Raw genomic sequence first — 22,055 nt, 5'->3', positions numbered from 1 at the left:
TCCAGACGGATCCGGCCCTCGGGGAGAAGGGGGAAGAGGGGATCAGACCTCGGTGATCTCGACGCTCTCGATGACGACGTCCTCGAGCGGCTTGTCGCGGCCGTCGGTGGCGACGGTCGACAGCGACTGGACCAGCTGCTTCGAGGCGTCGTCGGCGACGGCACCGAAGATCGTGTGCTTGCCCTGGAGCCAGGTGGTCGGCGCCACGGTGATGAAGAACTGCGAGCCGTTGGTGCCGCGGCCCGCCTGCTTGCCGGCGTTCGCCATCGCGAGGATGTAGGGCTGCGTGAAGTCGAGCTCGGGGTTGATCTCGTCGTCGAACTGGAAGCCCGGGCCGCCGATGCCCTGACCGAGCGGGTCGCCGCCCTGGAGCATGAAGTCCGGGATCACGCGGTGGAAGACGGTGCCGTTGTAGAGCGGCTCCTTCGTCTTCGCGCCGGTGGCCGGGTGGGTCCACTCGATGTCGCCGGTCGCGAGACCGACGAAGTTGCGGACCGTCTTGGGAGCGTGATTCCCGTAGAGGTTGACGACGATGTCGCCCTTGTTGGTGTGGAACGTCGCGACTGCGGTGTGCAAAGGCATGGGGAGATTGTCGCACAGCACGTATGTAGGGGTCCCCTGTGCCCGGTGTCAATGCGCTGGGTGCGCGATGCGGAGCCGGATCGATGAGTGGCAGTATTGAGGAGTTCGCTGCTCGTAGCCGATGGAGGACCACATGGGTCTGTCACGTAAGCACAAGAAGGATCTCAAGCGCCTCCGCAAGAACGCCGAGGCGGTCTGGAGTGAGCAGCAGGAGGTGCTGGCGCACGCCGCCTCCGTTCTCGAGAAGAGCCGCGCTCACGCCGCCAAGTACGCGAAGAAGGAGCTCGTCCCCTTCGCGAAGGACACGTACCAGTCGCGGGTGAAGCCCGTCTACGACAACGGCGTCCACGCCGTCGAGGGCACGTACTCCTCCGCTCGTGACACCGTTCTGCACAAGGTCGTCCCGACCTTCGCCGCGGTCGGAGGCACTGCCGCCGCCGCGTTCGAGGCTGCGAAGGACTCGAAGAACCGCGCGAAGCTCGCCGAGATCTCGAAGGCGCGCTGGGAGGAGCTCACCACTCCGCCCAAGAAGAAGTCGAACGTCGGCACGGTCTTCGCGATCGGCGCCGCGCTCGTCGCGGTCGGCGGGATCGGCTACGCCGTCTGGCAGACCTTCCGCGCCGACGACGAGCTGTGGGTCGCCGAGGACGAGCCGGCCAGCGCCGCTCAGTCCGCGGCCTCGACCGCTTCCTGATCCTCATCGTCCGGCCCGGGTCCCGCATCGCGGGGTCCGGGCCTGCCGCATGCCCGGAATCGTCCGGAGATAGGCTTCTGCAGTGGACATCAGGGTCGCCGCGTACGGCGTGATCATCGACGGCGACCGCATGCTCCTCGCGCACTGGAGCCAGGGCCCGTGGCAGGCGTGGACCCTGCCGGGCGGCGGCATCGACGAGGGCGAGTCCCCGGCCGACGCCGCAGTCCGCGAGATCTTCGAGGAGACCGGGTACCACGCCGAGCTCGAGGCCCTGATCGGCGTCGACTCGCACGTGATCCCGGCTCACCGGCGGAGCGACCCCGCCGCCGGCCCCCTGCACGCGATCCGCGTCGTCTACCGGGCCCGCATCACGGGCGGCGAGCTCACGCACGAGGTCGACGGATCGACCGACGCCGCGTCCTGGTTCCCGCTCGGCGACGTGGAGGCGCTCGAGCGGGTCGAACTCGTCGACGTCGCGCTCGGCATGAACGAGGCGTGGCTCGTCCGCTGAGCCGTCGGGGAATCCGCGGTGCGTCCAGGGCGTTGTCCCCGGAGTGATCGTCGAGCTGTACTCCTCCGCCTTCTGCGGCGCCTGCCACGTTGCGCGCGCCGTGCTGGAGCACGCGGTCGAGCTGGTCCCCGCGGCCGAGCTGCGGGAGTACGACGTCGCGTTCCGGCCCGACGAGGCGGAGGCGGAGGACATCCGCTCGACGCCGACCGTCGTCGTGCGAACCGCCGACGGCCGTGCGGTGTTCCGTGCGGAGGGAGCGCCGTCGCTCCCCCAGGCCCTCGCCGCCCTGGCGCGCGCCCTCCCGGACCCCGCGCCCGACGTCGCCCCGTAGGGTGGCGGCAGGAGGTCCCATGCGGCATCGGCTCGCGGTCCTGAGCGGCGTGCTCGCCGTGGTGACCCTCGCCGTGCCGGCGCTCTCGGGCTGCTCGAGCGAGCGCGAGTCGAGCGCCACGGTGGGTCTGGGCCGCGGCGGTCAGCGCGGCGAGGTGATCGGCATCGTCGTGGTGTGCTCCGGAGTCGTGGACGGCCTGGATCTCGCGGTCGACGACTCCGCCCCCCTGCTGGTCGGCGACGGCCTGCGCCGCATCACCCGGTGGGCGTCCCCGGACACGGTGGTCGATCTCGGAGCGACGGACCTCGTCGGCCGCACGGTCTGGCCGGCGGACACGGTGATCGAGCGCTTCGCCCCCGGTGTCGACTACTCCCTGGGCGCCTACGCCGAGGACAGGTCGATGTCGGCCCGCCCGGTCGTGTTCCACGCCGAGCAGTTCGACACCCTGTCGGTGGGCGAGGTCATCGTCGGAGACGTCCGCGACGAGACGGGCGAGGTCCTCTCGGTCGAGAACTTCCTCGGCCTGGCCTGCGAGGGCCCGTGACACCCTGCTCGACGCGACGGGCGGAGAGGACGGAGGGGGAGTGTGGAGCCTAGGAGATTCGAACTCCTGACATCCTGCTTGCAAAGCAGGCGCTCTACCAACTGAGCTAAGGCCCCGGGCCGGAGACGGGGCGATCCGTCTCCGAGAGCCGAACGGCCCGCCACCGTGAGGTGACGGGCCGAGCGGCACGGGTGGGGGTACCAGGACTTGAACCTGGGACCTCTTCATTATCAGTGAAGCGCTCTAACCGCCTGAGCTATACCCCCGAAATGGCCAGATGAGACTCTACCCGACGCGGCGTCAGAATCCCAATCGGGCCGTGGGTCCCGCGCGCGGCGGGACCCGATCGGCTCACTGGTTGGTGAAGCCGACGAGCAGACCGCCCGTGATCTTGACGCTGAGGTTGTACAGCAGCGCCACGATCGCACCGAGCGCGGTGGTGACGATGGTGTTCAGCACAGCGACGACGACCGCGAAGCCCATGATCTGCGGCAGCGAGATGATGGCGTTGAGATCGAACGCGTCGGCGCCGGCGATCTCCTGCACGAGGCCGTTGATCTGGTCGAACACACCGGTCTGCGCGAGCACGGTGTAGACGAGGTAGACGACGACGATCGTGATGATCGCGAGCGTGAGCCCGAGCAGGAACGAGAGCTTCACGGCCGACCAGAAGTCGACGTAGACGAGCTTCAGGCGGACCTGCTTCGCCGCCGGGCTCTTCGCTGACTTCCTGGCGAGCTTCTCGGCGACGGTGCTACTCATCTACGGACCCATCCTCCTCCGACACCGGGTCGGAGTCGGAGGACGCCGCTGCGGCGTCGGGATCCTCGTCCGGGGCGTCGAGATTGCGTTCGGTGTTCTTGGCGAGTGCGATGATGCGGTCGTCCTCTGCGAATCGTGCGAAGAGACTCCCATGGTGTCGCGACCCTTGGCCGGTACCTCGGCCACGGCAGAGCGTACCACCTTGCCTCCGGCGAGGACGACGAGCACCTCGTCGTCCTCTCCCGTGATGATCGCGCCGACGAGATCGCCGCGCTTCTCCTCGAGCTTGGCCACCTTGATGCCCAGTCCGCCGCGGTTCTGCAGGCGGTACTGGTCGACCGCGGTGCGCTTCGCGTAGCCGCCCTCGGTGACGATGAACACGAAGCCCTCGTCGCTGACGACGTTGGCGTCGAGCAGGCGGTCCTCGCCGCGGAACGACATGCCCCGCACTCCCGACGTCGAGCGGCCCATCGGACGCAGCGCCTCGTCGGATGCGGTGAAGCGGATCGACATGCCCTTGCGGGAGACCAGCAGCACGTCGCTGTCCTCGTCGACGAGCAGTGCCGAGACGAGCTCGTCGCCCTCGCGCAGCTTGATGGCGATGATGCCGCCGGAGCGGTTGGTGTCGTACTCGGACAGCGCCGTCTTCTTCACCAGTCCGTCGCGCGTCGCGAGCACGAGGTAGCGGGCCGCCTCGTAGTCGCGGATGTCGAGGATCTGGGCGATCTGCTCACCCGGCTCCAGCGCGAGGAGGTTCGCGATGTGCTGGCCCTTCGCGTCGCGACTCGCCTCCTGCAGCTCGTACGTCTTGGCGCGGTACACGCGTCCGGTGTTCGTGAAGAAGAGGAGCCAGTGGTGCGTGGTGGTCACGAAGAAGTGCTCGACGATGTCGTCGGCCTTCAGCTGGGCCCCGCGCACTCCACGGCCGCCGCGGTGCTGCGCCCGGTAGGAGTCGCTGCGCGTGCGCTTGAGGTACCCGCCGCGGGTGACGGTGACGACCATCTCCTCCTCGGGGATCAGGTCCTCGACACTCATGTCTCCGTCGAACCCGAAGAGGATCTCGGTGCGGCGGTCGTCGCCGAAGCGGTCGACGATCTCGTCCAGCTCGTCCGAGATGATGCTGCGCTGGCGCTCCGGGCTCGCGAGGATCGACTTGTAGTCCTCGATCTCGGCCTGGATGCGGTCGTGCTCGTCGATGATCTTCTGGCGCTCGAGCGCGGCGAGCCGGCGCAGCTGCATGTCGAGGATCGCCCGCGACTGCACCTCGTCGATGTCGAGCAGCTCCATCAGGCCGTCGCGCGCCTCCTCGACGGTGGGGGAGCGGCGGATGAGCGCGATGACCTCGTCGAGCGCGTCGAGCGCCTTGAGGTAGCCGCGCAGGATGTGGATGCGCGCCTCGGCCTCGTCGAGCAGGTACTGGGTGCGGCGGACGATGACCTCGACCTGGTGGTCGACCCAGGCGCGGATGAAGCCGTCGAGCGAGAGCGTGCGCGGGATGCCGTCGACGATCGCGAGCATGTTCGCGCCGAAGTTCTCCTGCAGCGGGGTGTGCTTGTAGAGGTTGTTCAGCACGACCTTGGCGACCGCGTCGCGCTTGAGCACGACGACGAGGCGCTGGCCGGTGCGTCCGGAGGTCTCGTCGCGGATGTCGGCGATGCCCGAGACGCGGCCGTCCTTGACGAGCTCGGCGATCTTGATCGCCAGGTTGTCGGGGTTCACCTGGTAGGGCAGCTCGGTGACGACGAGGCAGGTGCGGCCCTGGATCTCCTCGATGGAGACGACGGCGCGCATGGTGATGGAGCCGCGGCCGGTGCGGTACGCGTCCTGGATGCCCCGGACGCCGAGGATCTGCGCACCGGTGGGGAAGTCGGGTCCCTTGATGCGCTGCAGGAGCGCCTCGAGCAGCTCCTCGCGCGACGCCTCCGGGTTCTCGAGCGCCCACTTGGCCCCGGACGCGACCTCGCGGAGGTTGTGCGGCGGGATGTTGGTGGCCATGCCGACCGCGATGCCGACCGAGCCGTTGACCAGCAGGTTCGGGAAGCGCGCGGGGAGGATCGCGGGCTCGCGGGTGCGGCCGTCGTAGTTGTCCTGGAAGTCGACGGTGTTCTTGTCGATGTCGCGGACCATCTCGAGGGCCAGCGGGGCCATCTTGGTCTCGGTGTACCGCGGTGCCGCAGCACCGTCGTTGCCGGGGGAGCCGAAGTTGCCCTGGCCGAGGGCGAGCGGGTAGCGGAGGCTCCACGGCTGCACCAGGCGCACGAGGGCGTCGTAGATGGCGGAGTCGCCATGGGGGTGGAACTGGCCCATGACGTCGCCGACGACGCGCGAGCACTTCGAGAACGCCTTGTCGGGGCGGTAGCCGCCGTCGTACATGGCGTAGATGACGCGGCGGTGCACGGGCTTGAGGCCGTCGCGCACCTCGGGCAGGGCCCGGCCCACGATGACGCTCATCGCGTAGTCGAGGTACGAGCGCTGCATCTCGAGCTGCAGGTCGACGGGCTCGATCTTGTCGTGCCCGTGGATCACCACACCGGTCTCGGTGACGATGTCCTCGCCGTCGTCGGGAGAGGTGGGGGTGGTGGGTTCGTCTGCCATGATCTCTGGTCTCTCAGGTGGGTCCGGGCCCCGGGTGGGACGGGGCGGCGGTCGCGCTGGGTGTCAGGTGGTGGTGCGCGGGCGGGTGGGGGCCGCTGTCGCGTTCGAGTCGAAGATGCGACCCAGTGAGGGTCGCGCCTCGGTGGACGGTCAGGTCTCGATACGGCCGCGGGCGGCCTACTCGACCTCGACATCTGTCGGTCATCGTGAGCGATGACCGATCAGATGTCGAGGAAACGCACGTCCTTCGCGTTCTTCTGGATGAACGAGCGCCGCGACTCCACGTCCTCGCCCATCAGGGTCGAGAAGATCTCGTCGGCGGCGGCCGCGTCGTCGAGCGTGACCTGCAGGAGGGTCCGGGTGGCCGGATCCATGGTGGTCTCCCACAGCTCCTTGTAGTCCATCTCGCCGAGACCCTTGTAGCGCTGGATCCCGTTCTCCTTCGGCATGCGCTTGTTCGACGCGGCGCCGTGGGCCAGCAGCGCGTCGCGCTCGCGGTCGCTGTAGACGTACTCGTGCGGCGAGTTCGACCACTTGAGGCGGTAGAGCGGCGGCTGCGCGAGGTAGACGTAGCCCAGGTCGATCAGCGGGCGCATGTAGCGGAACAGCAGCGTCAGCAGGAGCGTCGTGATGTGCTGGCCGTCGACGTCGGCGTCGGCCATCAGGATGATCTTGTGGTACCGGGCCTTGTCGGGGTTGAAGTCCTCCCCGATGCCGGCGCCGAAGGCCGTGATCATGGCCTGGACCTCGTTGTTGCCGAGTGCCCGGTCGAGGCGCGCCTTCTCGACGTTGAGGATCTTGCCGCGGAGGGGGAGGATCGCCTGCGTCTCGGGATTGCGGCCCTGCACCGCGGATCCGCCGGCCGAGTCGCCCTCGACGATGAAGATCTCGGAGACCGACGGGTCCTTCGACTGGCAGTCCTTCAGCTTGCCGGGCATGCCGCCGCCCTCGAGCAGGCCCTTGCGGCGGGCGGTCTCGCGCGCCTTGCGGGCCGCCATCCGGGCCGACGCGGCCTGGATCGACTTGCTGATGATGTCCTTGGCCTGGCTCGGGTTGCGGTCGAACCAGTCGGCGAGCTGCTCGCCCGTCACGCGCTGCACGAACGCCTTCGCCTCGGTGTTGCCGAGCTTGGTCTTCGTCTGCCCCTCGAACTGCGGCTCGCCGAGCTTGATCGAGACGACCGCGGTGAGGCCCTCGCGGATGTCCTCGCCGGAGAGGTTGTCGTCCTTGTCCTTCAGGAGGTTCTTGGCCCGGGCGTACTTGTTCACGAGGGTGGTGAGCGCCGCGCGGAAGCCCTCCTCGTGGGTGCCGCCCTCGTGGGTGTTGATCGTGTTCGCGTAGGTGTGGACGCTCTCGGTGTAGGCGGTCGTCCACTGCATGGCGACCTCGAGCGAGATGCGGCGCTCCTTGTCCTCGCTCTCGAAGTCGATGATCTCGGAGTGCACGAGATCGGACTTCTTGAGCGAGTTGATGTACTCGACGTAGTCGACGAGGCCCTTCTCGTAGTGGAAGACGTCGCCGCGGACGCCGACGGTCTCGTCCTCGCCCTCCCCCTCGAACTCGACCTCGTTCTGGTCGGTGAGCGAGATCCGCAGGCCCTTGTTGAGGAACGCCATCTGCTGGAAGCGGGCACGGAGGGTCTCGTAGTCGAACTCGGTCGTCTCGAAGATCTCGCCGTTGGGCCAGAACGTGATCGTGGTGCCGGTCTCGTCGCTCGCCTCGCCCTTCTCGAGCGGGGCCACGGGCACGCCGTCGGCGAAGGACATCCGGTAGACCGAGCCCTGGCGCTTCACCTCGACCTCGAGCTTCGTCGAGAGGGCGTTGACGACGGAGGAGCCGACGCCGTGGAGTCCGCCGGACACCGCGTAGCCGCCGCCGCCGAACTTGCCGCCGGCGTGCAGCACGGTCAGGACGAGCTCGACGGTCGAGATGCCCTCGGTCGGGTGCATGTCGACGGGGATGCCGCGGCCGTTGTCGGCGACGGTCACGCCTCCGTCGGCGCGCATGACGACCTCGATGTTGTCGCAGTAGCCCGCGAGCGCCTCGTCGACGGCGTTGTCGACGATCTCGTAGACCAGGTGGTGCAGACCGCGCGGCCCCGTGGATCCGATGTACATGCCGGGGCGCTTGCGCACGGCCTCGAGACCCTCGAGGACCTGGATCTGGCTGGCGCCGTAGTCTCCGGAGGACTTGGTGGACATCCCCGAGGACGGGGCGTCGGTGGAGCCGTTCGCGTCCAGGTCGTTCGCTGCGGGTGACGTGGAGTCGTTCGGCTCGGGTGTCATAGCTGTGGAGTTCTCCTCTGACGGTCCGACGCGACGCGGGGGAGGATCTGGAGATCGCTCCGCTCGCGATGCCACGAGACGTGGATCGCGCTGCTCCCGAACGGACTCGGGCGCGGCGTCGCTGCGGTTCGGCGGCCCTCCATTCTACCGCGCGGGAGGACGATCCGCGGCTCTCTGCGGCGATCTGAGGGCCTGGATCGACGGGGTCGACCGAAAATGCGTCCTCAGCCGTAGGTGTCGCGCGGACCACGCCCTGGAATCGACCTGGGGCCCTTTTTCCAGTTCGGTACGTCCGGGCCCTGGAAACGGATCGAGACGATGCCGGCGTCGGGGTGGTTCACCGCGATGTGGTTCATGATCTCGATCCGCATCAGGCGCAGCTGCGTCGCCCACGCCGTCGACTCGCACGCGACGGTCAGCACGCCGTCGACGACGCCGAGGGGAGTGGAGTGCTTCGAGGTCTCCTCGCCCGCGATCGCCGTCCAGGACGAGATCAGGTCGCCCTGCGCCAGCGGAGCGGTCCAGTCGAGCTTGCGGGTGAGCGCGTCGAGCACGTCGCCGAGATCGTGCGGATCGCGTCCCTTCCCGAACGGGACCGCGTCGCCCTTGGGCTCCGCGCGTTCGACGGTCTTGCGGATCCGGCGCGGACCGTCGCCGCCGAACACCTCCTTGAGGTGCTTGTAGACGCGGGCCGCCTCGGAATCGGGGGCGGGAGCGGGACGACGGCCGTCAGCCATCGGTCCGGTCCTCGGCCGCGGGGGGCTCGTCCTCGGCTGCGGACGGCGGCGCAGCGCTCACGACCGGCTCGACGATGCTGCCGGCCTCGATCCGCACCGTGTGCGCGGCCAGCGCCTCGGGCACGTCGTCGAAGACCGCGGCGGTGATCAGCACCTGCTCGTAGTCGGCCACGACGGAGGCGAGTCGCTCGCGCCGACGCGCGTCCAGCTCGGCGAAGACGTCGTCGAGCATCAGCACGGGATCGCCCATGGGGGAGTCGCGGCGCAGCAGCTCGGCGGCGCCGAGCTTGAGCGCCAGGGCGAACGACCAGCTCTCGCCGTGACTGGCGTACCCCTTGGCGGGGAGGTCGTTGAGCTCGAACTGCACGTCGTCCCGGTGCGGGCCGACCAGCGAGATCCCGCGGTCGAGCTCCTTGCGGCGGACCGAGAGGAGAGCGGAGGCGAAGGCCTCGCTCAGGCCGGCCCGCTCGACGGGGGAGCCCGGCTCGGACGTCTCGAGCGGCTCCCCGTCGTCGTCGACGGCTCCCTCGATGCTCAGACGCGAGCGCAGGACCGGGCGCTGGTCCGCGCCGGCGACGGCCTCGTAGGCGCCGCGGACAGGACCGCTGAGCTCGTCGACCAGCGCGAGGCGCGACTGCATGATCTCGGAGCCGAGCGCGATCAGCCGCTCGTCCCAGATGTCGAGGGTGCCGAGCTTCGAGACGTCGCGGATCCCGCTCGCCCTCGCCGATTTCAGCAGCGAGTTGCGCTGGCGGAGCACGCGCTCGTAATCGGACTGCACGGCGCTCATGCGGGGGGAGAGGAGCACGACGAGCTGGTCGAGGAAGCGGCGGCGGGCCGACGGGTCCCCGCGGATGAGGAGGAGATCCTCCGGGGCGAAGAGGACGCTCGAGAAGAACCGGGGCAGCTCGCGCGGCTTGATGCCGCCGCGGTTGATCTGCGCGCGGTTGGGGGAGGAGCGGTTGATCTGCACCTCGGCCAGCAGCTCGCGGTCGCCGTTGCGCAGGCGCGCGCGCACCACCGCGCTGTCGCGGCCGGCCCGGATGAGCGCCTGATCGCTCGAGACGCGGTGCGACCCCAAGGTGGAGAGGTACCCGAGCGATTCGACGAGGTTCGTCTTGCCCTGCCCGTTCCGCCCCACGAAGAGGTTCGGCCCCGGCACCAGTGCGACGTCGACGGAGGCGTAGTTCCGGAAGTCGCTCAACGCGAGCTGCGTCACATGCACGCCACCACCTCCTCCTCCACTCTGCCCGACCCTCCTGCGCGCCGCCCCTCCCCTGAACCGCGCCGGTCTCGCCGCGCCCCTCCGAGGCCCGACCTCCGGTGCATCCGGGTCTCGATACGCCCCTGCGGAGCTACTCGACCAGCAGGCCGGGGGCGACGTCTCCGCGGCCCCGGCCCCCGGACTCGCCCGACTCCTGGATCAGGTGGATCTCGATACGCCCCTGCGGGGCCACTCGACCCGCAGGTGTGCAGGCCGGACAGGAGCGGATGTTCCCTCGCCGTCCGAAAGACGCGGGCTTCCCGCAGTCCTTCAAGCGATCGACCCCCATCACCGCCGTCCGAAGGACGCGGCCCCCCGCGGAAGCAGGGAAGGAGGCGGCCGGAGGCCCGCCGGTACCGTGAGAGCATCCTCTGCCTCACGGTGGCGGCGGGCCGCAGGTCGCCGGACGCGACCGGCTCTGCGACACGTCACCGCCTCAGGAAGCCGACTGCGCGAGGACTGCCGAAGGCAGTCCGAGCCCGTCGACTCAGTCGACGGCCTTGACGCTATGCCCGCCGAACTGGTTGCGGAGCGCCGCCACGGCCTTCATGGCGGGCGAGTCCTCCTGGCGGGAGACGAAGCGGGCGAAGATCGAGGCGCTGATCGTGGGCACCGGGACGGCGTTGTTGATGGCCTCCTCGATGGTCCAGCGGCCCTCGCCCGAGTCCTGCACGTAGCCCTCGATGTGCTCGAACTCCGGGTCCTGCTCGAGGGCGCGGACGAGGAGCTCGAGGAGCCAGGAGCGGACGACGGTGCCGCGCTGCCACGCCTTGAAGGTGCCGGTGACGTCCTTGATGATGTCCTTGCGCGTGTCGAGGAGCTCGTAGCCCTCGGCGAACGCCTGCATGAGCGCGTACTCGATGCCGTTGTGGACCATCTTCGCGTAGTGGCCGGCGCCGACCTCGCCCACGTGGACGAAGCCCTCCTCGCGGGGGCCTTCGGGGCGCAGCGCGTCGAAGACGGGCATGGCGTACTCGACGAGCTCGCTGGGGCCGCCGACCATGAGGCCGTAGCCGTTCTCGAGGCCCCACACGCCGCCGGAGACACCGGCGTCGATGTAGTGGATCCCCTTGGGCTTCAGCAGCGCGTCGTGCTTGAAGTCCTCGGTGAAGCGCGAGTTTCCGCCGTCGATGACGAGGTCGCCCTCGTCGAGCTTCTCGGACAGGTCGGTGATGACGCTGTCCGTGATGGCGCCGGCGGGGACCATGACCCACACCACGCGGGGGGTGGGGAGGGCGGCGATCATCTCGTCGAGGGAGGCGGAGTCGGACACGTCCTGGTTGCGGTCGTAGCCGGTCACCTCCACTCCCTTCTGACGGAGGCGGGAGCGCATGTTGTCGCCCATCTTGCCGAGTCCGACGAGTCCGATGTGCATGGTGAACCTTCCTGGATTCATGAGCCGGCGGGCGGGCGCTCGTCGGGAGCGGGAGAGGTCGCGACGGTGCGATCGAGGAGCGGGGGTCAGCGCAGGAGCAGGTTGGGCTGCAGCAGGTAGCGGTAGCTGTCGTTGCCGGGCTGGTCGCGCGAGGTCTGGGCTGTGAGGAGCACCGGACCGGGCTTGTTGGGGTTCTCGGTCTTCGTGAAGGCGATGCGCACGAACTCCGAGTGCACCGCGGCGAGCCCGTCGAGCAGGAACTGCGGCTTCAGCGAGACGACGACGTCGCCTCCGGTCAGGATCGCGTCGATGCTCTCGGACGCCTGCGCCTGCTCGGATCCGATGGCCTCGAGGGTGAGGCCGTCGCTGCTGAAGCTGAAGCGGAGGGCGGCCTCGCGCTCGAGCACCAGGGAGACGCGGCGGGTGGCTTCGATCAGGTCGCTCGTCGCCATGACCGCGTAGTTCTCGACCGAGGCGGGGAAGAGGCGCTTGACCGGGGGGAAGTTGCCCTTGATCAGGAGCGAGGTGACCGTCTTGCGGTCGGCGGTGAAGGCGATGAGCTCGCGCTCGTCGCGCTGCGTGATCGCGACCGAGACGGTGCCGGAGTGGCCGAAGGTCTTGCCGACCTCCTGCAGGGTGCGGGCCGGGACGAGTGCGGTCAGGGGCTGGGTCGGAGCGGGGTTGTCGCCGTTGTCCCAGTCGATCTCTCGGACGGCGACGCGGTAGCGGTCCGTCGCGACGAGCCCGATGGTGTTCTCGGTGATCTCGAGCTGCACGCCGGTGATGACGGGGGTCACGTCGTCGCGCGACGCGGCCACGGCGACCTGCGAGATCGCGGCGGAGAAGGCGTCGGCGGGGACGAGCCCGGTCGACGCGTCGATCTCGGGGATCGACGGGTACTCCTCGACCGGCATCTGCAGCAGCGTGAAGTGGGCGGATCCGGCCGAGACCGAGACGCGCGACTCCTGCGTGGCGATGCGCACGGGGGCGTTCGGCAGCCGGTTGGCGATGTCGGCCAGCAGGCGGCCCGAGACGAGGACCGTGCCGGTCTCCTCGACGTCGGCGGCGATCTGCGTCTGCGCCGAGACCTCGTAGTCGAAGGAGGAGAGCGTGAGGCCCTCGCTCGTCGCTTCGATGAGGACGCCGGAGAGGATCGGCAGGGTCGTGCGCTGCGGCAGCAGCTTGACCGCGAACGACACGGCCTCGCTGAAGACATCGCGGTTGGCTTGGAACCTCACGAAAACACCCCTGACGAGTCGCTGAAGAAGACCGACGCCCATCGTACTCGTGACTCTCGACGTGCTCAGAAGGGGGTGGACCCGCTGCCGGCTCGTCCGCTCCTCCACAAGGTTGTCGTTCGCGCCCTGATTAAAGAGAGAACTGCGTTAACAGTGTTAACACGTGTGGAAACTGTGGAAAACGCTTCGGACGCCTACTCGTTGCTGGCATGCGGACCCCGCGCCCCTGTGGAGGAGGTGTGAGCGCGTCGGTGGACGCCCTGTTGACAGATCCGGGCGCCCCGGCCCGATTCCACAGGAGGCTCCGTCGGCCGCACAGTTCGAGGCCGGTTGTCCACAGTTATCCACAGGTTCTGCACACGTGTGGAAATCGACGGAATCCGTTCGATCCGTCGAACGCGGGTGGGCGCGACGGCGTGTCGGAGTTGTCGAGGGTGGGTCTCGATACGCCGCCGTGCGGCTACTCGACCAGCAGGGAAGGGGCTGTCGCGCGCTCGCTCGACCAGCGGAGGGGGCGCCTCTCCCATTACTTGCTGATCGAGTAGCGGCCGCAGGACGCGTATCGAGATCCCCGTGTCCGGGAGGGTGGGTCTCGATACGCCGCTGCGCGGCTACTCGACCAGCAGAGATCCGCCTGGCGGCTCCTCGATCAGTACGGAGGGCGGCGCCGGCTAGCGGTTCGTCTTGATACGGGTGGTCAGCTCGGTGACCTGGTTGTAGATGCTGCGGCGCTCCTTCATGAGCTCCGAGATCTTCTTGTTCGCGTACATCACGGTGGTGTGGTCGCGGTTGCCGAACAGCTGCCCGATCTTCGGCAGCGACAGGTTCGTCAGCTCCCGGCAGAGGTACATGGCGATCTGACGCGCGGTGGCCACGGCCTGCGAGCGGGACGAGCCGTAGAGGTCGTCGACGGTCAGCTTGAAGTAGTCGGCGGTGTGGTTGATGATGTCGACCGGCGAGATGACGTTGTCCTCGTCGAGCGTGATCAGGTCCTTGAGCACCGTCTGCACGAGCGACATGTCGACGGGTGTGCGGTTCAGGCTCGCGAACGCGGTGACGCGGATGAGCGTCCCCTCGAGCTCGCGGATGTTGCTCGACACCTTCGACGCCATGAACTCGAGGATGTCGTCGGGCACGAGCAGCTTCTCGCTGACGGCCTTCTTGCGGAGGATCGCGATGCGCGTCTCGAGGTCGGGCGCCTGCACATCGGTGATGAGGCCCCACTCGAAGCGCGAGCGCATGCGGTCCTCGAAGCCGGTGAGCGCCTTGGGCGGCAGATCCGACGTGATCACGACCTGCTTGTTGTGATCGTGCAGCTGGTTGAACGTGTGGAAGAAGGCCTCCTGCGTCTCGGCCTTCCCCTGCAGGAACTGGATGTCGTCGATCAGGAGGATGTCGACGTTGCGGTACCGGCCGTGGAACGCGTTGCCCCGGTTGTTCGCGATCGAGTTGATGAAGTCGTTCGTGAACTCCTCGGAGGAGACGTAGCGCACCCGGATGCCGGGGTAGAGGCTCATCGCGTAGTGCCCGATGGCGTGGAGGAGGTGGGTCTTGCCCAGACCGGAGTCGCCGTAGACGAAGAGCGGGTTGTAGGCCTTCGCGGGGGCCTCGGCGACGGCGACCGCTGCGGCGTGCGCGAAGCGGTTGGAGCCTCCGATGACGAAGTTGTCGAAGCTGTACTTGGGGTTGAGCCTCGTGTCGGTGGCCGGCACGGTCCGCATCTCGTCGACCGAGCGCACGGGGGCGAGGGAGGGGGAGGAGGCGGTGATCGGCTCGAACGGGTTCATCGACTCGGACGAGGTCGGCGAGCTCAGCGGCTCGTGCTCGATGTCCGGGTTCACCACGAAGGCGAACGTCGTCACGCCGAACGAGTCGTCGAGCGTGCCGATCGCGCTGAGCAGGGGGACCCGCACGCGCTGCTCGAGCATGCCGCGGGTGAACTCGTTCGGGACCTCCAGGTAGAAGGTGCCCGCCATGATGCCCTTGGGCTCCACGAGCGAGACGAAACCGTAGAGCGGAGCGGTGATGCGCTCGTCCTGCGAGAGGGCCCCGAGGATCACCTTCCACGCGTCGACGATCGACGTGTCCTCTGGCATCTGTCTCCGGTCCTCGGTCGCTGTCGACATCCTGTGCGCCCTGCGGCGTCGTTCACGACGGCGAACCCGCGGTTCCGTCGGCCGTCCGACCCTTCTGGGGGACGGACGTCTTCCACAGGGTCTTCCACAGGCGGGAGCCGATGCCAGCGCGGACGCGGGCAGGAGCCGTCTCGGCCTGTGGATAACTGCGGCTCAACACGGTAACGAAGGAGCCGACGGGAGACAAATCCACCACAGGGGACTCCGCGTGTCAATGCGCGGAACGCGCCGTGGGCCCGGGCAGAATCGAGGTTTCGGCCGCACCGTATTTGACCGGTGGCGGGAGAGGCCGTAGTTTTAATCAGTTGACGCCTGCCCGGGGTCGCACGGTCGGTCCTCGCGGACGGCACCGGATCGGAGCCGGGCACCCTTTCTTCCCGGGAGACCGGGGCACCGCTCCGGCGGACGCCCCGCTGGTACCGAGGAACACGTACGTGGAGATTGAACTATGAGCAAGCGAACCTTCCAGCCGAACAACCGTCGTCGCGCCAAGGTGCACGGCTTCCGTCTGCGCATGCGCACCCGCGCCGGCCGCGGCATCCTGAGCGCGCGTCGCGCCAAGGGCCGCACCGAGCTCTCGGCGTAGAGCCCAGCGGTACCGACCAGCGGTGCTGGCCAGAGCCAATCGCATCGTCCGAGGTGACGAGTACCGGACAGTCGTCCGTCGCGGTGTGCGGTCCACAGGACCGCACACCGTCACGTATGTCCGGAGGTCCTCCTCGGCGACTCCCCCGCGATTCGGTTTCATCGTGGCCAAGACCGTCGGGTCGGCCGTGACGCGAAACACTGTGCGCCGCCGCTTGAAGGCGATCGCGTTCGAGCTGGTCGGGCAGACCGACCACGGCACCGATGTCGTGATCCGCGCGCTGCCGAGCAGTGCGACGGCTCCCTGGTCGGAGCTGCGCCGCGAGGTCGTGGGCGCGATGACGCGGAACCCGCGCTCCGGCCGGACCGCCGAGGTCCGCTCGTGACCACCTCCGTCCTCGACCGACCGCTCTCGTGGCCGGTCCGGGCGGCGTGGGGTCTGCTCCTGCTCCCCCGCAACATCGGGATCCTGCTGCTGATCGTCTACCGGGCCGTCGTCTCCCCTCTGTACGGGGACGTCTGCCGCTACTACCCCTCGTGCTCCGCGTACGCGCTGCAGGCGGTCCAGCTCCACGGACTCGTCCTCGGCTCCGTCCTCGCTGCGCGTCGCCTCCTCCGCTGCCACCCGTGGGCGGCCGGCGGGGTCGACGACGTACCGACCTCGATCCCTCTGCACCGGCCGGCTCCGGGCCGTCCCCGCTTCGCTGTGACGCGATCCGGGTTCGTCGCGGGCCCTCGAAAGGACTGACCCCCTCCCATGGACCTTCTCGGCACGATCCTCTGGCCCCTCAAATGGGCCGTCGAGCTGATCCTCGTCGCCTTCCATCAGCTGCTCACGCTGTCCGGCATGGAGGCGGCGGCCGGCATCACCTGGGTGCTGTCGATCGTGGGCCTCGTCCTCGTCATCCGCGCCGCTCTGATCCCGATCTTCGTCAAGCAGATCAAGAGCCAGCGCCGCATGATGGAGGTGGCGCCGCAGCTGAAGAAGATCCAGGACAAGTACAAGGGCAAGCGCGACCAGCTGTCCCGCGAGGCGATGTCCCGCGAGACCATGGAGCTCTACAAGAAGACGGGCACCAACCCGCTCGCCTCCTGCCTGCCCCTGCTGATCCAGATGCCGATCTTCTTCAGCCTGTTCTCGGTGCTGAACGACGCCCAGCGGAGCGAGGAGGGCGTCGGCCCGCTGAACGAGCAGCTCGCCCGCCAGTTCGGCGAGGCGAACCTGTTCGGCATCGCGCCGCTGCACCAGTCCATCCAGGGCGCCCTGCAGGAGGGCGGCCAGGAGCTGGTCGTCGTGATCGCCGTCATCATGGTGGTCCTGATGACCGCGTCGCAGTTCATCACCCAGCTGCAGATCGTCTCGAAGAACATGTCGCCCGAGGCCAAGGCCTCGCCGACCTTCAAGCAGCAGCGGATCCTGCTCTACATCCTCCCGCTCGTGTTCGCCTTCTCGGGCTTCGCGTTCCCCCTCGGCGTGATGTTCTACTGGCTGACCTCGAACATCTGGACGATGATCCAGCAGTTCATCGTCATCCGGAACATGCCCACCCCCGGCAGCGAGGCCGCCAAGGCCCGCGAGGAGCGACTGCGCCGCAAGGGCAAGCTCGTCGAGGAGACGAACGTCGCCGGCGAGACCACCCTGGTCGAGAAGAAGGTCGTGCAGCGTCAGCAGCCCGTCGGCAAGAACCGCGCCAAGAAGCAAGCCGGAAAGAAGTAGGACCGCTATGACCGATCAGACGCAGACCACTCCGGCCCCGGCCCTCGCACCGTCCTTCGACGAGGCTCCCCTGCCTGCCGAGACGCCGGCCGCTGCCGCCGCTCCGACGGCGGAGGGCGAGGCTCCGGCGTCGACCCTGGCGCAGCTCGAGGACGAGGGCGACGTCGCCGCCGACTACATCGAGGAGTTCCTCGACATCTGCGATCTCGACGGCGACATCGACATCGAGGTGCGCAACGGCCGGGCCTACCTGTCGGTGACGGCGACCGGCGACACCAACCTGCGGGTCCTGTCGCGCCCCGACGCCGTCCAGGCCCTGCAGGAGCTGACGCGCCTCGCGGTGCAGACGAAGACGGGTGCCTTCTCGCGCCTCATCCTCGACATCGGCGGCTCGCGGGACGCCCGCGAGAGCGAGCTCGCGCAGCTCGTCGACCGCGCCATCGAGCGCATCGAGGAGGGTGCGACATCGGCGTCGCTCCCCCCGATGTCGTCCTACGAGCGCAAGCTCGTCCACGACATGGTGGGCGAGCGCGGTTTCGTGTCGGAGTCGCGTGGCGAGGCGCGCGAGCGCCACACCGTCATCACCCGCGGCTGACCGCCGTGGAGCCGACCCTCGAGGCCGAGCCCGCGGCCGCTGCGGCGATCGCGGGCGACCGGCTGCCGGTCCTCCGTGCGTTCACGGAGTCGCTCGCCGCGCAGGGCGAGGAGCGGGGCCTGATCGGTCCGCTCGAGCTGCCGCGCCTCTGGACCAGGCACGTGCTCAACAGCGCCCTGGTGGCCCCTCTGCTGCGTCCGGGACTCGTGGGTGATGTCGGCAGTGGCGCCGGCCTCCCGGGGCTCGTACTGGGCATCGTGCGGCCCGACGTGCGGTTCGTGCTGATCGAGCCGATGGAGCGCCGCATCCTGTGGCTGCGGGAGCAGGTCGCCGAGCTCGGACTCGAGAATGTCTCAGTTCTCCGGGCTCGAGCGGAAGAGGTGCGGCTCGACGAGCCGCTGGATCAGGTCACAGCCAGAGCGGTCAGCGCTCTGTCGAAGCTGATCCCTCTGACGGCGCCCCTGCTCCGTCCCGGTGGTGAGCTCGTCCTGCTGAAGGGTGTCAACGCCGAGAAGGAGATCGCGGCGGCTGAGAAGGTCATCCGGCGCTTCCGCGTCTCTCCTCCCGAGGTCGTCGTGCTGGGCGACGGCGTGCTCTCCGAGGTCACGCGCGTGGTCCGGGCTACAGTGGGTTGATCCGCCGACTTCGCAGATGATCCGTTCCGGATCCTCGAACGTCGGCCCCGGTGGCTCCCGCCCTGATCCGATTGCCGAGCGAAGGTTTCACGTGAAACGACCCGATTCCGATGTGGCCGGACAGTCCGGAGGCTTCGACGCCTCCACTCCCCTGGCCCGCGAGATCGCCGACATGACCCGACGGCGGGCGCTGTTGAGTGCACAGCCGCTCCCCAAGCCGGAGTCGACGCGCGTCATCACGATCTCGAACCAGAAGGGCGGCGTCGGCAAGACGACCACGACGGTGAACCTCGCCGCCGGCCTGGCTCGAGGAACGGCGAAGGTCCTGGTCATCGACCTCGATCCGCAGGGGAACGCGTCGACGGCGCTCGGCATCGAGCACCGCGCCGACACCCGCAGCGTGTACGACGTCATCGTCAACGACACTCCCCTGGCGGAGGTCGTCCAGAAGAGCCCCGAGTTCGACTCGCTCTACGGAGTCCCGGCGACGATCCATCTCGCAGGCGCCGAGATCGAGCTCGTCTCGCTCGTCGCGCGGGAGCAGCGGTTGCGCCGTGCGCTCGACAAGATGCTCGAGGCGATGGACGACCCCTTCGACTACGTGTTCATCGACTGCCCGCCGTCGCTCGGCCTGCTGACGATCAACGCGTTCGTCGCTGCGCGTGAGGTGCTCATCCCCATCCAGTGCGAGTACTACGCGCTCGAAGGACTCAGCCAGCTGCTGAAGAACATCGATCTGATCGAGCGCCACCTGAATCCGAATCTCGCGGTGTCGACGATCCTGCTCACCATGTTCGACGCGCGCACGAATCTGTCGCACCAGGTCGCAGCCGACGTCCGGGAGCACTTCCCCAAAGAGGTCCTGCGGGCGGTCATCCCGCGGAACGTGCGCATCTCGGAGGCACCGAGCTACGGGCAGAGCGTCATCACGTACGACCCACAGTCGTCCGGATCGCTGGCGTACCTCGAAGCGGCGGCCGAACTCGCCCGGCGGGGCGCACGGAAGGTCGAGAAGACCGAGAACGAAGGGCAGGCACGCTGATGGCGACGAAGCGGACAGGACTGGGCCGGGGAATCGGCTCGCTCATCCCGACCAGCGATGAGACGCGGTCGCGACCGGTCGACGTGTTCTTCCCCGACCAGAACGTCGACGTCGAGTCGGCGGACGATCTGCTCGACGTCCCCGGAGCGAGACTCGCCCGACTCCCCCTCGAGGACATCGTGCCGAACGCGGCTCAGCCGAGGACGGTCTTCGACCAGGACGAACTGGCCGAGTTGATCCACAGCGTGCGCGAGTACGGCGTCCTGCAGCCGATCGTGGTGCGTCCGGTGTCGGGGCGCGGCGGGGCGAAGTTCGAGCTCGTGATGGGGGAGCGCCGGTTCCGAGCCTCGCAGGCGGCCGGCCTGACGACCATCCCGGCGGTCATCAAGGACACCGCCGACGAGAACATGCTGCGCGATGCGCTGCTCGAGAACCTGCACCGAGCGGAGCTGAACCCTCTCGAGGAAGCCTCGGCCTATCAGCAGCTCCTGAGCGACTTCGGAATCACGCAGGAGGCGCTCGCCACTCGTCTCGGGCGCTCGCGCCCGCAGATCTCGAATACCCTCCGCCTGCTGCGCCTGCCGTCGGACGTGCAGGCTCGTGTCGCAGCGGGAGTGCTCACGGCGGGCCACGCCCGAGCGGTCCTCTCGCTCGACGATGTCGAGCTGATGAGGCGTCTCGCGGACAAGATCGTGAACGAGGACCTGTCGGTGCGAGCTGCGGAGGCCGCTGCCGCGCAGTTGAAGGCACCCCGCACCTCGGTGCGCGCCGTGCCGGAGGAGCGCGGGGGCCACGTCGGGCACCTGAGTTCGATCGCCGATCACCTCGGGGATCGGCTGAACACCCGAGTCAAGGTCACTCTGGGGGCGCGGAAGGGCCAGATGGTGATCGATTTCGCTACGATCCAGGATCTGAATCGCATTCTCGCTGAGATCGGGGAGCCGACTGAGGTCTCGCTCGCGCCGTAGTGCGTGCTGATGTTTCACGTGAAACGCCCCGGAATGGACATTTCCGGGGCTTTTCTCGTTTCTGAGCTCATTGTGAGAAGCGCGATTTGGCGGTTCTTGCTCGGGCGACGGCCGGTTCTGACGAGCGGTCACGCGAATGGCTTGACCGGGACGCAAAAGTCCAGGGCTCCTCGCACTCATGGAACTGCTGCACATCTCTTCGCCGATACAGGCTTGCGCCCCAACAGCTGGCCGCAACCGACTCTGAGCCTCCTGCGCGCACTCGGAAGGCTAATCACTACTCAGCTTGTGACCTTCAGGCATAGATCGCACTCTGGAAAGCGTTGCTCCATTGCCGACGACGCGCGTATGCCGGACGGGCTGCTGATGTTTCACGTGAAACGCTTTGTGTCGTGCGACTTGATAGGCGTACCGGCAGGTCGATCTCTGGCTGCAAAGGGTGAGAACCGTGTTCCGCGCACTGGTTGCACGGAGGTGATCACTCTGTGCCCGCCGGGCGAACCACGTGATTAGCGAGTCGTGCCGAGTGCGGGCGCTGGGCTTCGTCCCGGATACCGGAAAGAGCTGAGAACTCAGCATCTCCCGACGAGCTGATTCCTCCGTTGGACTGGAACCTTCGCCGACGAATCGTCCTGACGCAGCGCCAACAGTGCGTTCGATACGGAGGGAATCATGGAGTCGCGTGAAGTTCGGCGTTCAAGCTGCCCGTAGCGCCGTATCGAACCCGTCCCCAGAGCACTTTCTCGAGTCGATTCGCACTCGAGCTGTCTGGAGTCATAGCGCGCACAGTCACTGTCGCGCTTTGCCCGAGACATTCGACTGTCCAGCGAAAGGATGTTTCACGTGAAACGCTGTGCCGACGGTCTCGTTCTTCGCCGTTTCACGTGAAACGGTCGGACGGCTGATTAAGACCCGTGTGAATACGCCTTGACAGCCTGATAGGCCAAGGTCGAATAGACGTCGCCGAGATAACGGCCGGAGGCTTCGATGGCTGGGGGACCAGTGACGTCTCAGTCAGACCGGGGATGACATTGGCATCGAAGAACCAGGGCTGTCCATCCGCGGAGATGACGAAGTCGATCCGGGAGAGATCGCGCAGGCCGAGCAGTCGGTGGATCGCGACGGCCGCCTCGGAGACAGCGGAGAGCGCCTCTGACGTCACGCGCGCCGGGACGTAGAAGCGGGTCTCTCCGGCGGTGTAGCGAGCGTCGAACGTGTAGGGCCCGCTGATCGGCTCGATCTCGACCACGGGCAGCGCCGTCGGTCCGTCTCCGAGATCGAGGACGCCGACGGCGACCTCGGTTCCGCGGATCCGCTCCTCGATGAGGCGACGTCTCCGTAGGTGTAGGCGGTGACCATCGCGCGCGAGAGATCGCCGTCGTCCTCCACGATGCTGACTCCCTGGGCGGAACCGCCCTGGGCGGGCTTGACCACCAGCGCGCCGCTCAGGTGTGCTCGCA

At 68.1% G+C, this 22,055-nt stretch carries 21 protein-coding genes, 2 tRNA genes and 1 pseudogene; 12 read left to right on the top strand and 12 right to left on the bottom strand.

Annotation, left to right across the window (positions count from 1 at the left end; translation table 11 throughout):
- Positions 1 to 42: 42 nt before the first annotated feature.
- Positions 43 to 582: a peptidylprolyl isomerase gene (locus B0T42_RS00475; RefSeq protein ID WP_056868835.1), complete on the bottom strand. Its 540-nt coding sequence runs from the start codon at positions 580 to 582 to the stop codon at positions 43 to 45.
- A 133-nt stretch (positions 583 to 715) separates the two neighbouring features.
- Between B0T42_RS00475 and B0T42_RS00470 the strand changes: the two genes are divergently transcribed.
- The 4 genes from B0T42_RS00470 (at position 716) to B0T42_RS00455 (ending at position 2,662) form a co-directional block, all read left to right on the top strand.
- Positions 716 to 1,276, top strand: a complete 561-nt coding sequence (locus B0T42_RS00470; RefSeq protein WP_107573956.1) for a hypothetical protein — start codon at positions 716 to 718, stop codon at positions 1,274 to 1,276.
- An 82-nt stretch (positions 1,277 to 1,358) separates the two neighbouring features.
- Positions 1,359 to 1,787, top strand: a complete 429-nt coding sequence (locus B0T42_RS00465) for an NUDIX hydrolase (RefSeq protein WP_077221490.1) — start codon at positions 1,359 to 1,361, stop codon at positions 1,785 to 1,787.
- A 43-nt stretch (positions 1,788 to 1,830) separates the two neighbouring features.
- Positions 1,831 to 2,118, top strand: a complete 288-nt coding sequence (locus B0T42_RS00460) for a thioredoxin domain-containing protein (protein ID WP_077221489.1) — start codon at positions 1,831 to 1,833, stop codon at positions 2,116 to 2,118.
- A 19-nt stretch (positions 2,119 to 2,137) separates the two neighbouring features.
- Positions 2,138 to 2,662 (top strand): hypothetical protein, encoded by a 525-nt coding sequence (locus B0T42_RS00455; protein WP_077221488.1) that lies wholly within the window; start codon positions 2,138 to 2,140, stop codon positions 2,660 to 2,662.
- Between the two features lie 43 nt (positions 2,663 to 2,705).
- Here B0T42_RS00455 and B0T42_RS00450 read toward each other — a convergent pair.
- The 10 genes and pseudogenes from B0T42_RS00450 to dnaA form a co-directional block, all read right to left on the bottom strand.
- Positions 2,706 to 2,778, bottom strand: a tRNA-Ala gene (locus B0T42_RS00450).
- Between the two features lie 76 nt (positions 2,779 to 2,854).
- Positions 2,855 to 2,928: transfer RNA gene (locus B0T42_RS00445), tRNA-Ile, on the bottom strand.
- An 85-nt stretch (positions 2,929 to 3,013) separates the two neighbouring features.
- Positions 3,014 to 3,424: a DUF3566 domain-containing protein gene (locus B0T42_RS00440; protein WP_077221487.1), complete on the bottom strand. Its 411-nt coding sequence runs from the start codon at positions 3,422 to 3,424 to the stop codon at positions 3,014 to 3,016.
- Positions 3,417 to 6,019: pseudogene (gene gyrA / locus B0T42_RS00435) on the bottom strand (DNA gyrase subunit A). Before gyrA ends, B0T42_RS00440 begins: the two are co-directional and overlap by 8 nt.
- Positions 6,020 to 6,240: 221 nt before the next feature.
- Positions 6,241 to 8,220, bottom strand: coding sequence for a DNA topoisomerase (ATP-hydrolyzing) subunit B (gene gyrB / locus B0T42_RS00430; protein WP_173892268.1), 1,980 nt, complete (start codon positions 8,218 to 8,220; stop codon positions 6,241 to 6,243).
- Between the two features lie 308 nt (positions 8,221 to 8,528).
- Positions 8,529 to 9,041: a DciA family protein gene (locus tag B0T42_RS00425; RefSeq protein WP_077221485.1), complete on the bottom strand. Its 513-nt coding sequence runs from the start codon at positions 9,039 to 9,041 to the stop codon at positions 8,529 to 8,531.
- Entirely contained in the window at positions 9,034 to 10,266 is a 1,233-nt protein-coding gene (recF, locus tag B0T42_RS00420; protein ID WP_077221484.1) for a DNA replication/repair protein RecF, read from the bottom strand. The genes B0T42_RS00425 and recF overlap by 8 nt, the downstream gene beginning before the upstream one ends.
- Positions 10,267 to 10,792: 526 nt before the next feature.
- The gene (gene gnd, locus B0T42_RS00415) at positions 10,793 to 11,680 is read right to left on the bottom strand and encodes a phosphogluconate dehydrogenase (NAD(+)-dependent, decarboxylating) (protein ID WP_077221483.1); all 888 of its coding nucleotides are present in this window, start codon (positions 11,678 to 11,680) and stop codon (positions 10,793 to 10,795) included.
- Between the two features lie 86 nt (positions 11,681 to 11,766).
- Positions 11,767 to 12,918: a DNA polymerase III subunit beta gene (dnaN, locus tag B0T42_RS00410; RefSeq protein ID WP_055784504.1), complete on the bottom strand. Its 1,152-nt coding sequence runs from the start codon at positions 12,916 to 12,918 to the stop codon at positions 11,767 to 11,769.
- Positions 12,919 to 13,589: 671 nt separating this feature from the next.
- Entirely contained in the window at positions 13,590 to 14,894 is a 1,305-nt protein-coding gene (dnaA, locus tag B0T42_RS00405) for a chromosomal replication initiator protein DnaA (protein ID WP_446737339.1), read from the bottom strand.
- A gap of 607 nt (positions 14,895 to 15,501) precedes the next feature.
- Between dnaA and rpmH the strand changes: the two genes are divergently transcribed.
- From rpmH to B0T42_RS00365, 8 genes are all read left to right on the top strand, one after another.
- Positions 15,502 to 15,639 (top strand): 50S ribosomal protein L34, encoded by a 138-nt coding sequence (rpmH, locus tag B0T42_RS00400; RefSeq protein WP_055784512.1) that lies wholly within the window; start codon positions 15,502 to 15,504, stop codon positions 15,637 to 15,639.
- A 22-nt stretch (positions 15,640 to 15,661) separates the two neighbouring features.
- The gene (gene rnpA / locus B0T42_RS00395) at positions 15,662 to 16,024 is read left to right on the top strand and encodes a ribonuclease P protein component (RefSeq protein WP_077221481.1); all 363 of its coding nucleotides are present in this window, start codon (positions 15,662 to 15,664) and stop codon (positions 16,022 to 16,024) included.
- The gene (gene yidD / locus B0T42_RS00390) at positions 16,021 to 16,386 is read left to right on the top strand and encodes a membrane protein insertion efficiency factor YidD (protein ID WP_077221480.1); all 366 of its coding nucleotides are present in this window, start codon (positions 16,021 to 16,023) and stop codon (positions 16,384 to 16,386) included. The genes rnpA and yidD overlap by 4 nt, the downstream gene beginning before the upstream one ends.
- Positions 16,387 to 16,395: 9 nt before the next feature.
- Positions 16,396 to 17,355 (top strand): membrane protein insertase YidC, encoded by a 960-nt coding sequence (gene yidC / locus B0T42_RS00385; protein WP_077221479.1) that lies wholly within the window; start codon positions 16,396 to 16,398, stop codon positions 17,353 to 17,355.
- Positions 17,356 to 17,362: 7 nt separating this feature from the next.
- A complete protein-coding gene (locus B0T42_RS00380) occupies positions 17,363 to 17,950 on the top strand; it encodes a Jag family protein (protein ID WP_077221478.1) in 588 nt (195 codons plus the stop codon).
- Between the two features lie 5 nt (positions 17,951 to 17,955).
- Positions 17,956 to 18,585 (top strand): 16S rRNA (guanine(527)-N(7))-methyltransferase RsmG, encoded by a 630-nt coding sequence (gene rsmG / locus B0T42_RS00375; RefSeq protein ID WP_094742640.1) that lies wholly within the window; start codon positions 17,956 to 17,958, stop codon positions 18,583 to 18,585.
- Between the two features lie 91 nt (positions 18,586 to 18,676).
- Positions 18,677 to 19,627: a ParA family protein gene (locus tag B0T42_RS00370; protein WP_077221476.1), complete on the top strand. Its 951-nt coding sequence runs from the start codon at positions 18,677 to 18,679 to the stop codon at positions 19,625 to 19,627.
- Positions 19,627 to 20,595: a ParB/RepB/Spo0J family partition protein gene (locus tag B0T42_RS00365; RefSeq protein ID WP_077221475.1), complete on the top strand. Its 969-nt coding sequence runs from the start codon at positions 19,627 to 19,629 to the stop codon at positions 20,593 to 20,595. The genes B0T42_RS00370 and B0T42_RS00365 overlap by 1 nt, the downstream gene beginning before the upstream one ends.
- 880 nt (positions 20,596 to 21,475) lie before the next feature.
- On the opposite strand, the gene B0T42_RS22150 is transcribed toward B0T42_RS00365, so the two are convergent.
- The gene (locus B0T42_RS22150) at positions 21,476 to 21,907 is read right to left on the bottom strand and encodes a D-alanine--D-alanine ligase family protein (RefSeq protein WP_342418184.1); all 432 of its coding nucleotides are present in this window, start codon (positions 21,905 to 21,907) and stop codon (positions 21,476 to 21,478) included.
- Positions 21,908 to 22,055 lie beyond the last annotated feature (148 nt).

It is taken from the genome of Rathayibacter rhapontici, assembly GCF_001995175.1.
GTDB lineage: Bacteria > Actinomycetota > Actinomycetes > Actinomycetales > Microbacteriaceae > Rathayibacter.
The sequence above is the reverse complement of the archived record's forward strand: the minus strand, read 5'-3'. Positions and strand labels throughout refer to the sequence as shown.

What these genes read in the sequence shown, in the direction of transcription:
- B0T42_RS00475 (WP_056868835.1), bottom strand. Translation starts at nt 582, where the DNA reads ATGCCTTTGCACACCGCAGTCGCGACGTTCCACACCAACAAGGGCGAC.
- B0T42_RS00470 (WP_107573956.1), top strand. Translation starts at nt 716, where the DNA reads ATGGGTCTGTCACGTAAGCACAAGAAGGATCTCAAGCGCCTCCGCAAG.
- B0T42_RS00455 (WP_077221488.1), top strand. Translation starts at nt 2,138, where the DNA reads ATGCGGCATCGGCTCGCGGTCCTGAGCGGCGTGCTCGCCGTGGTGACC.
- B0T42_RS00440 (WP_077221487.1), bottom strand. Translation starts at nt 3,424, where the DNA reads ATGAGTAGCACCGTCGCCGAGAAGCTCGCCAGGAAGTCAGCGAAGAGC.
- gyrB (WP_173892268.1), bottom strand. Translation starts at nt 8,220, where the DNA reads ATGTCCACCAAGTCCTCCGGAGACTACGGCGCCAGCCAGATCCAGGTC.
- B0T42_RS00425 (WP_077221485.1), bottom strand. Translation starts at nt 9,041, where the DNA reads ATGGCTGACGGCCGTCGTCCCGCTCCCGCCCCCGATTCCGAGGCGGCC.
- gnd (WP_077221483.1), bottom strand. Translation starts at nt 11,680, where the DNA reads ATGCACATCGGACTCGTCGGACTCGGCAAGATGGGCGACAACATGCGC.
- dnaA (WP_446737339.1), bottom strand. Translation starts at nt 14,894, where the DNA reads ATGGCGGGCACCTTCTACCTGGAGGTCCCGAACGAGTTCACCCGCGGC.
- rpmH (WP_055784512.1), top strand. Translation starts at nt 15,502, where the DNA reads ATGAGCAAGCGAACCTTCCAGCCGAACAACCGTCGTCGCGCCAAGGTG.
- yidC (WP_077221479.1), top strand. Translation starts at nt 16,396, where the DNA reads ATGGACCTTCTCGGCACGATCCTCTGGCCCCTCAAATGGGCCGTCGAG.
- B0T42_RS00380 (WP_077221478.1), top strand. Translation starts at nt 17,363, where the DNA reads ATGACCGATCAGACGCAGACCACTCCGGCCCCGGCCCTCGCACCGTCC.
- B0T42_RS00365 (WP_077221475.1), top strand. Translation starts at nt 19,627, where the DNA reads ATGGCGACGAAGCGGACAGGACTGGGCCGGGGAATCGGCTCGCTCATC.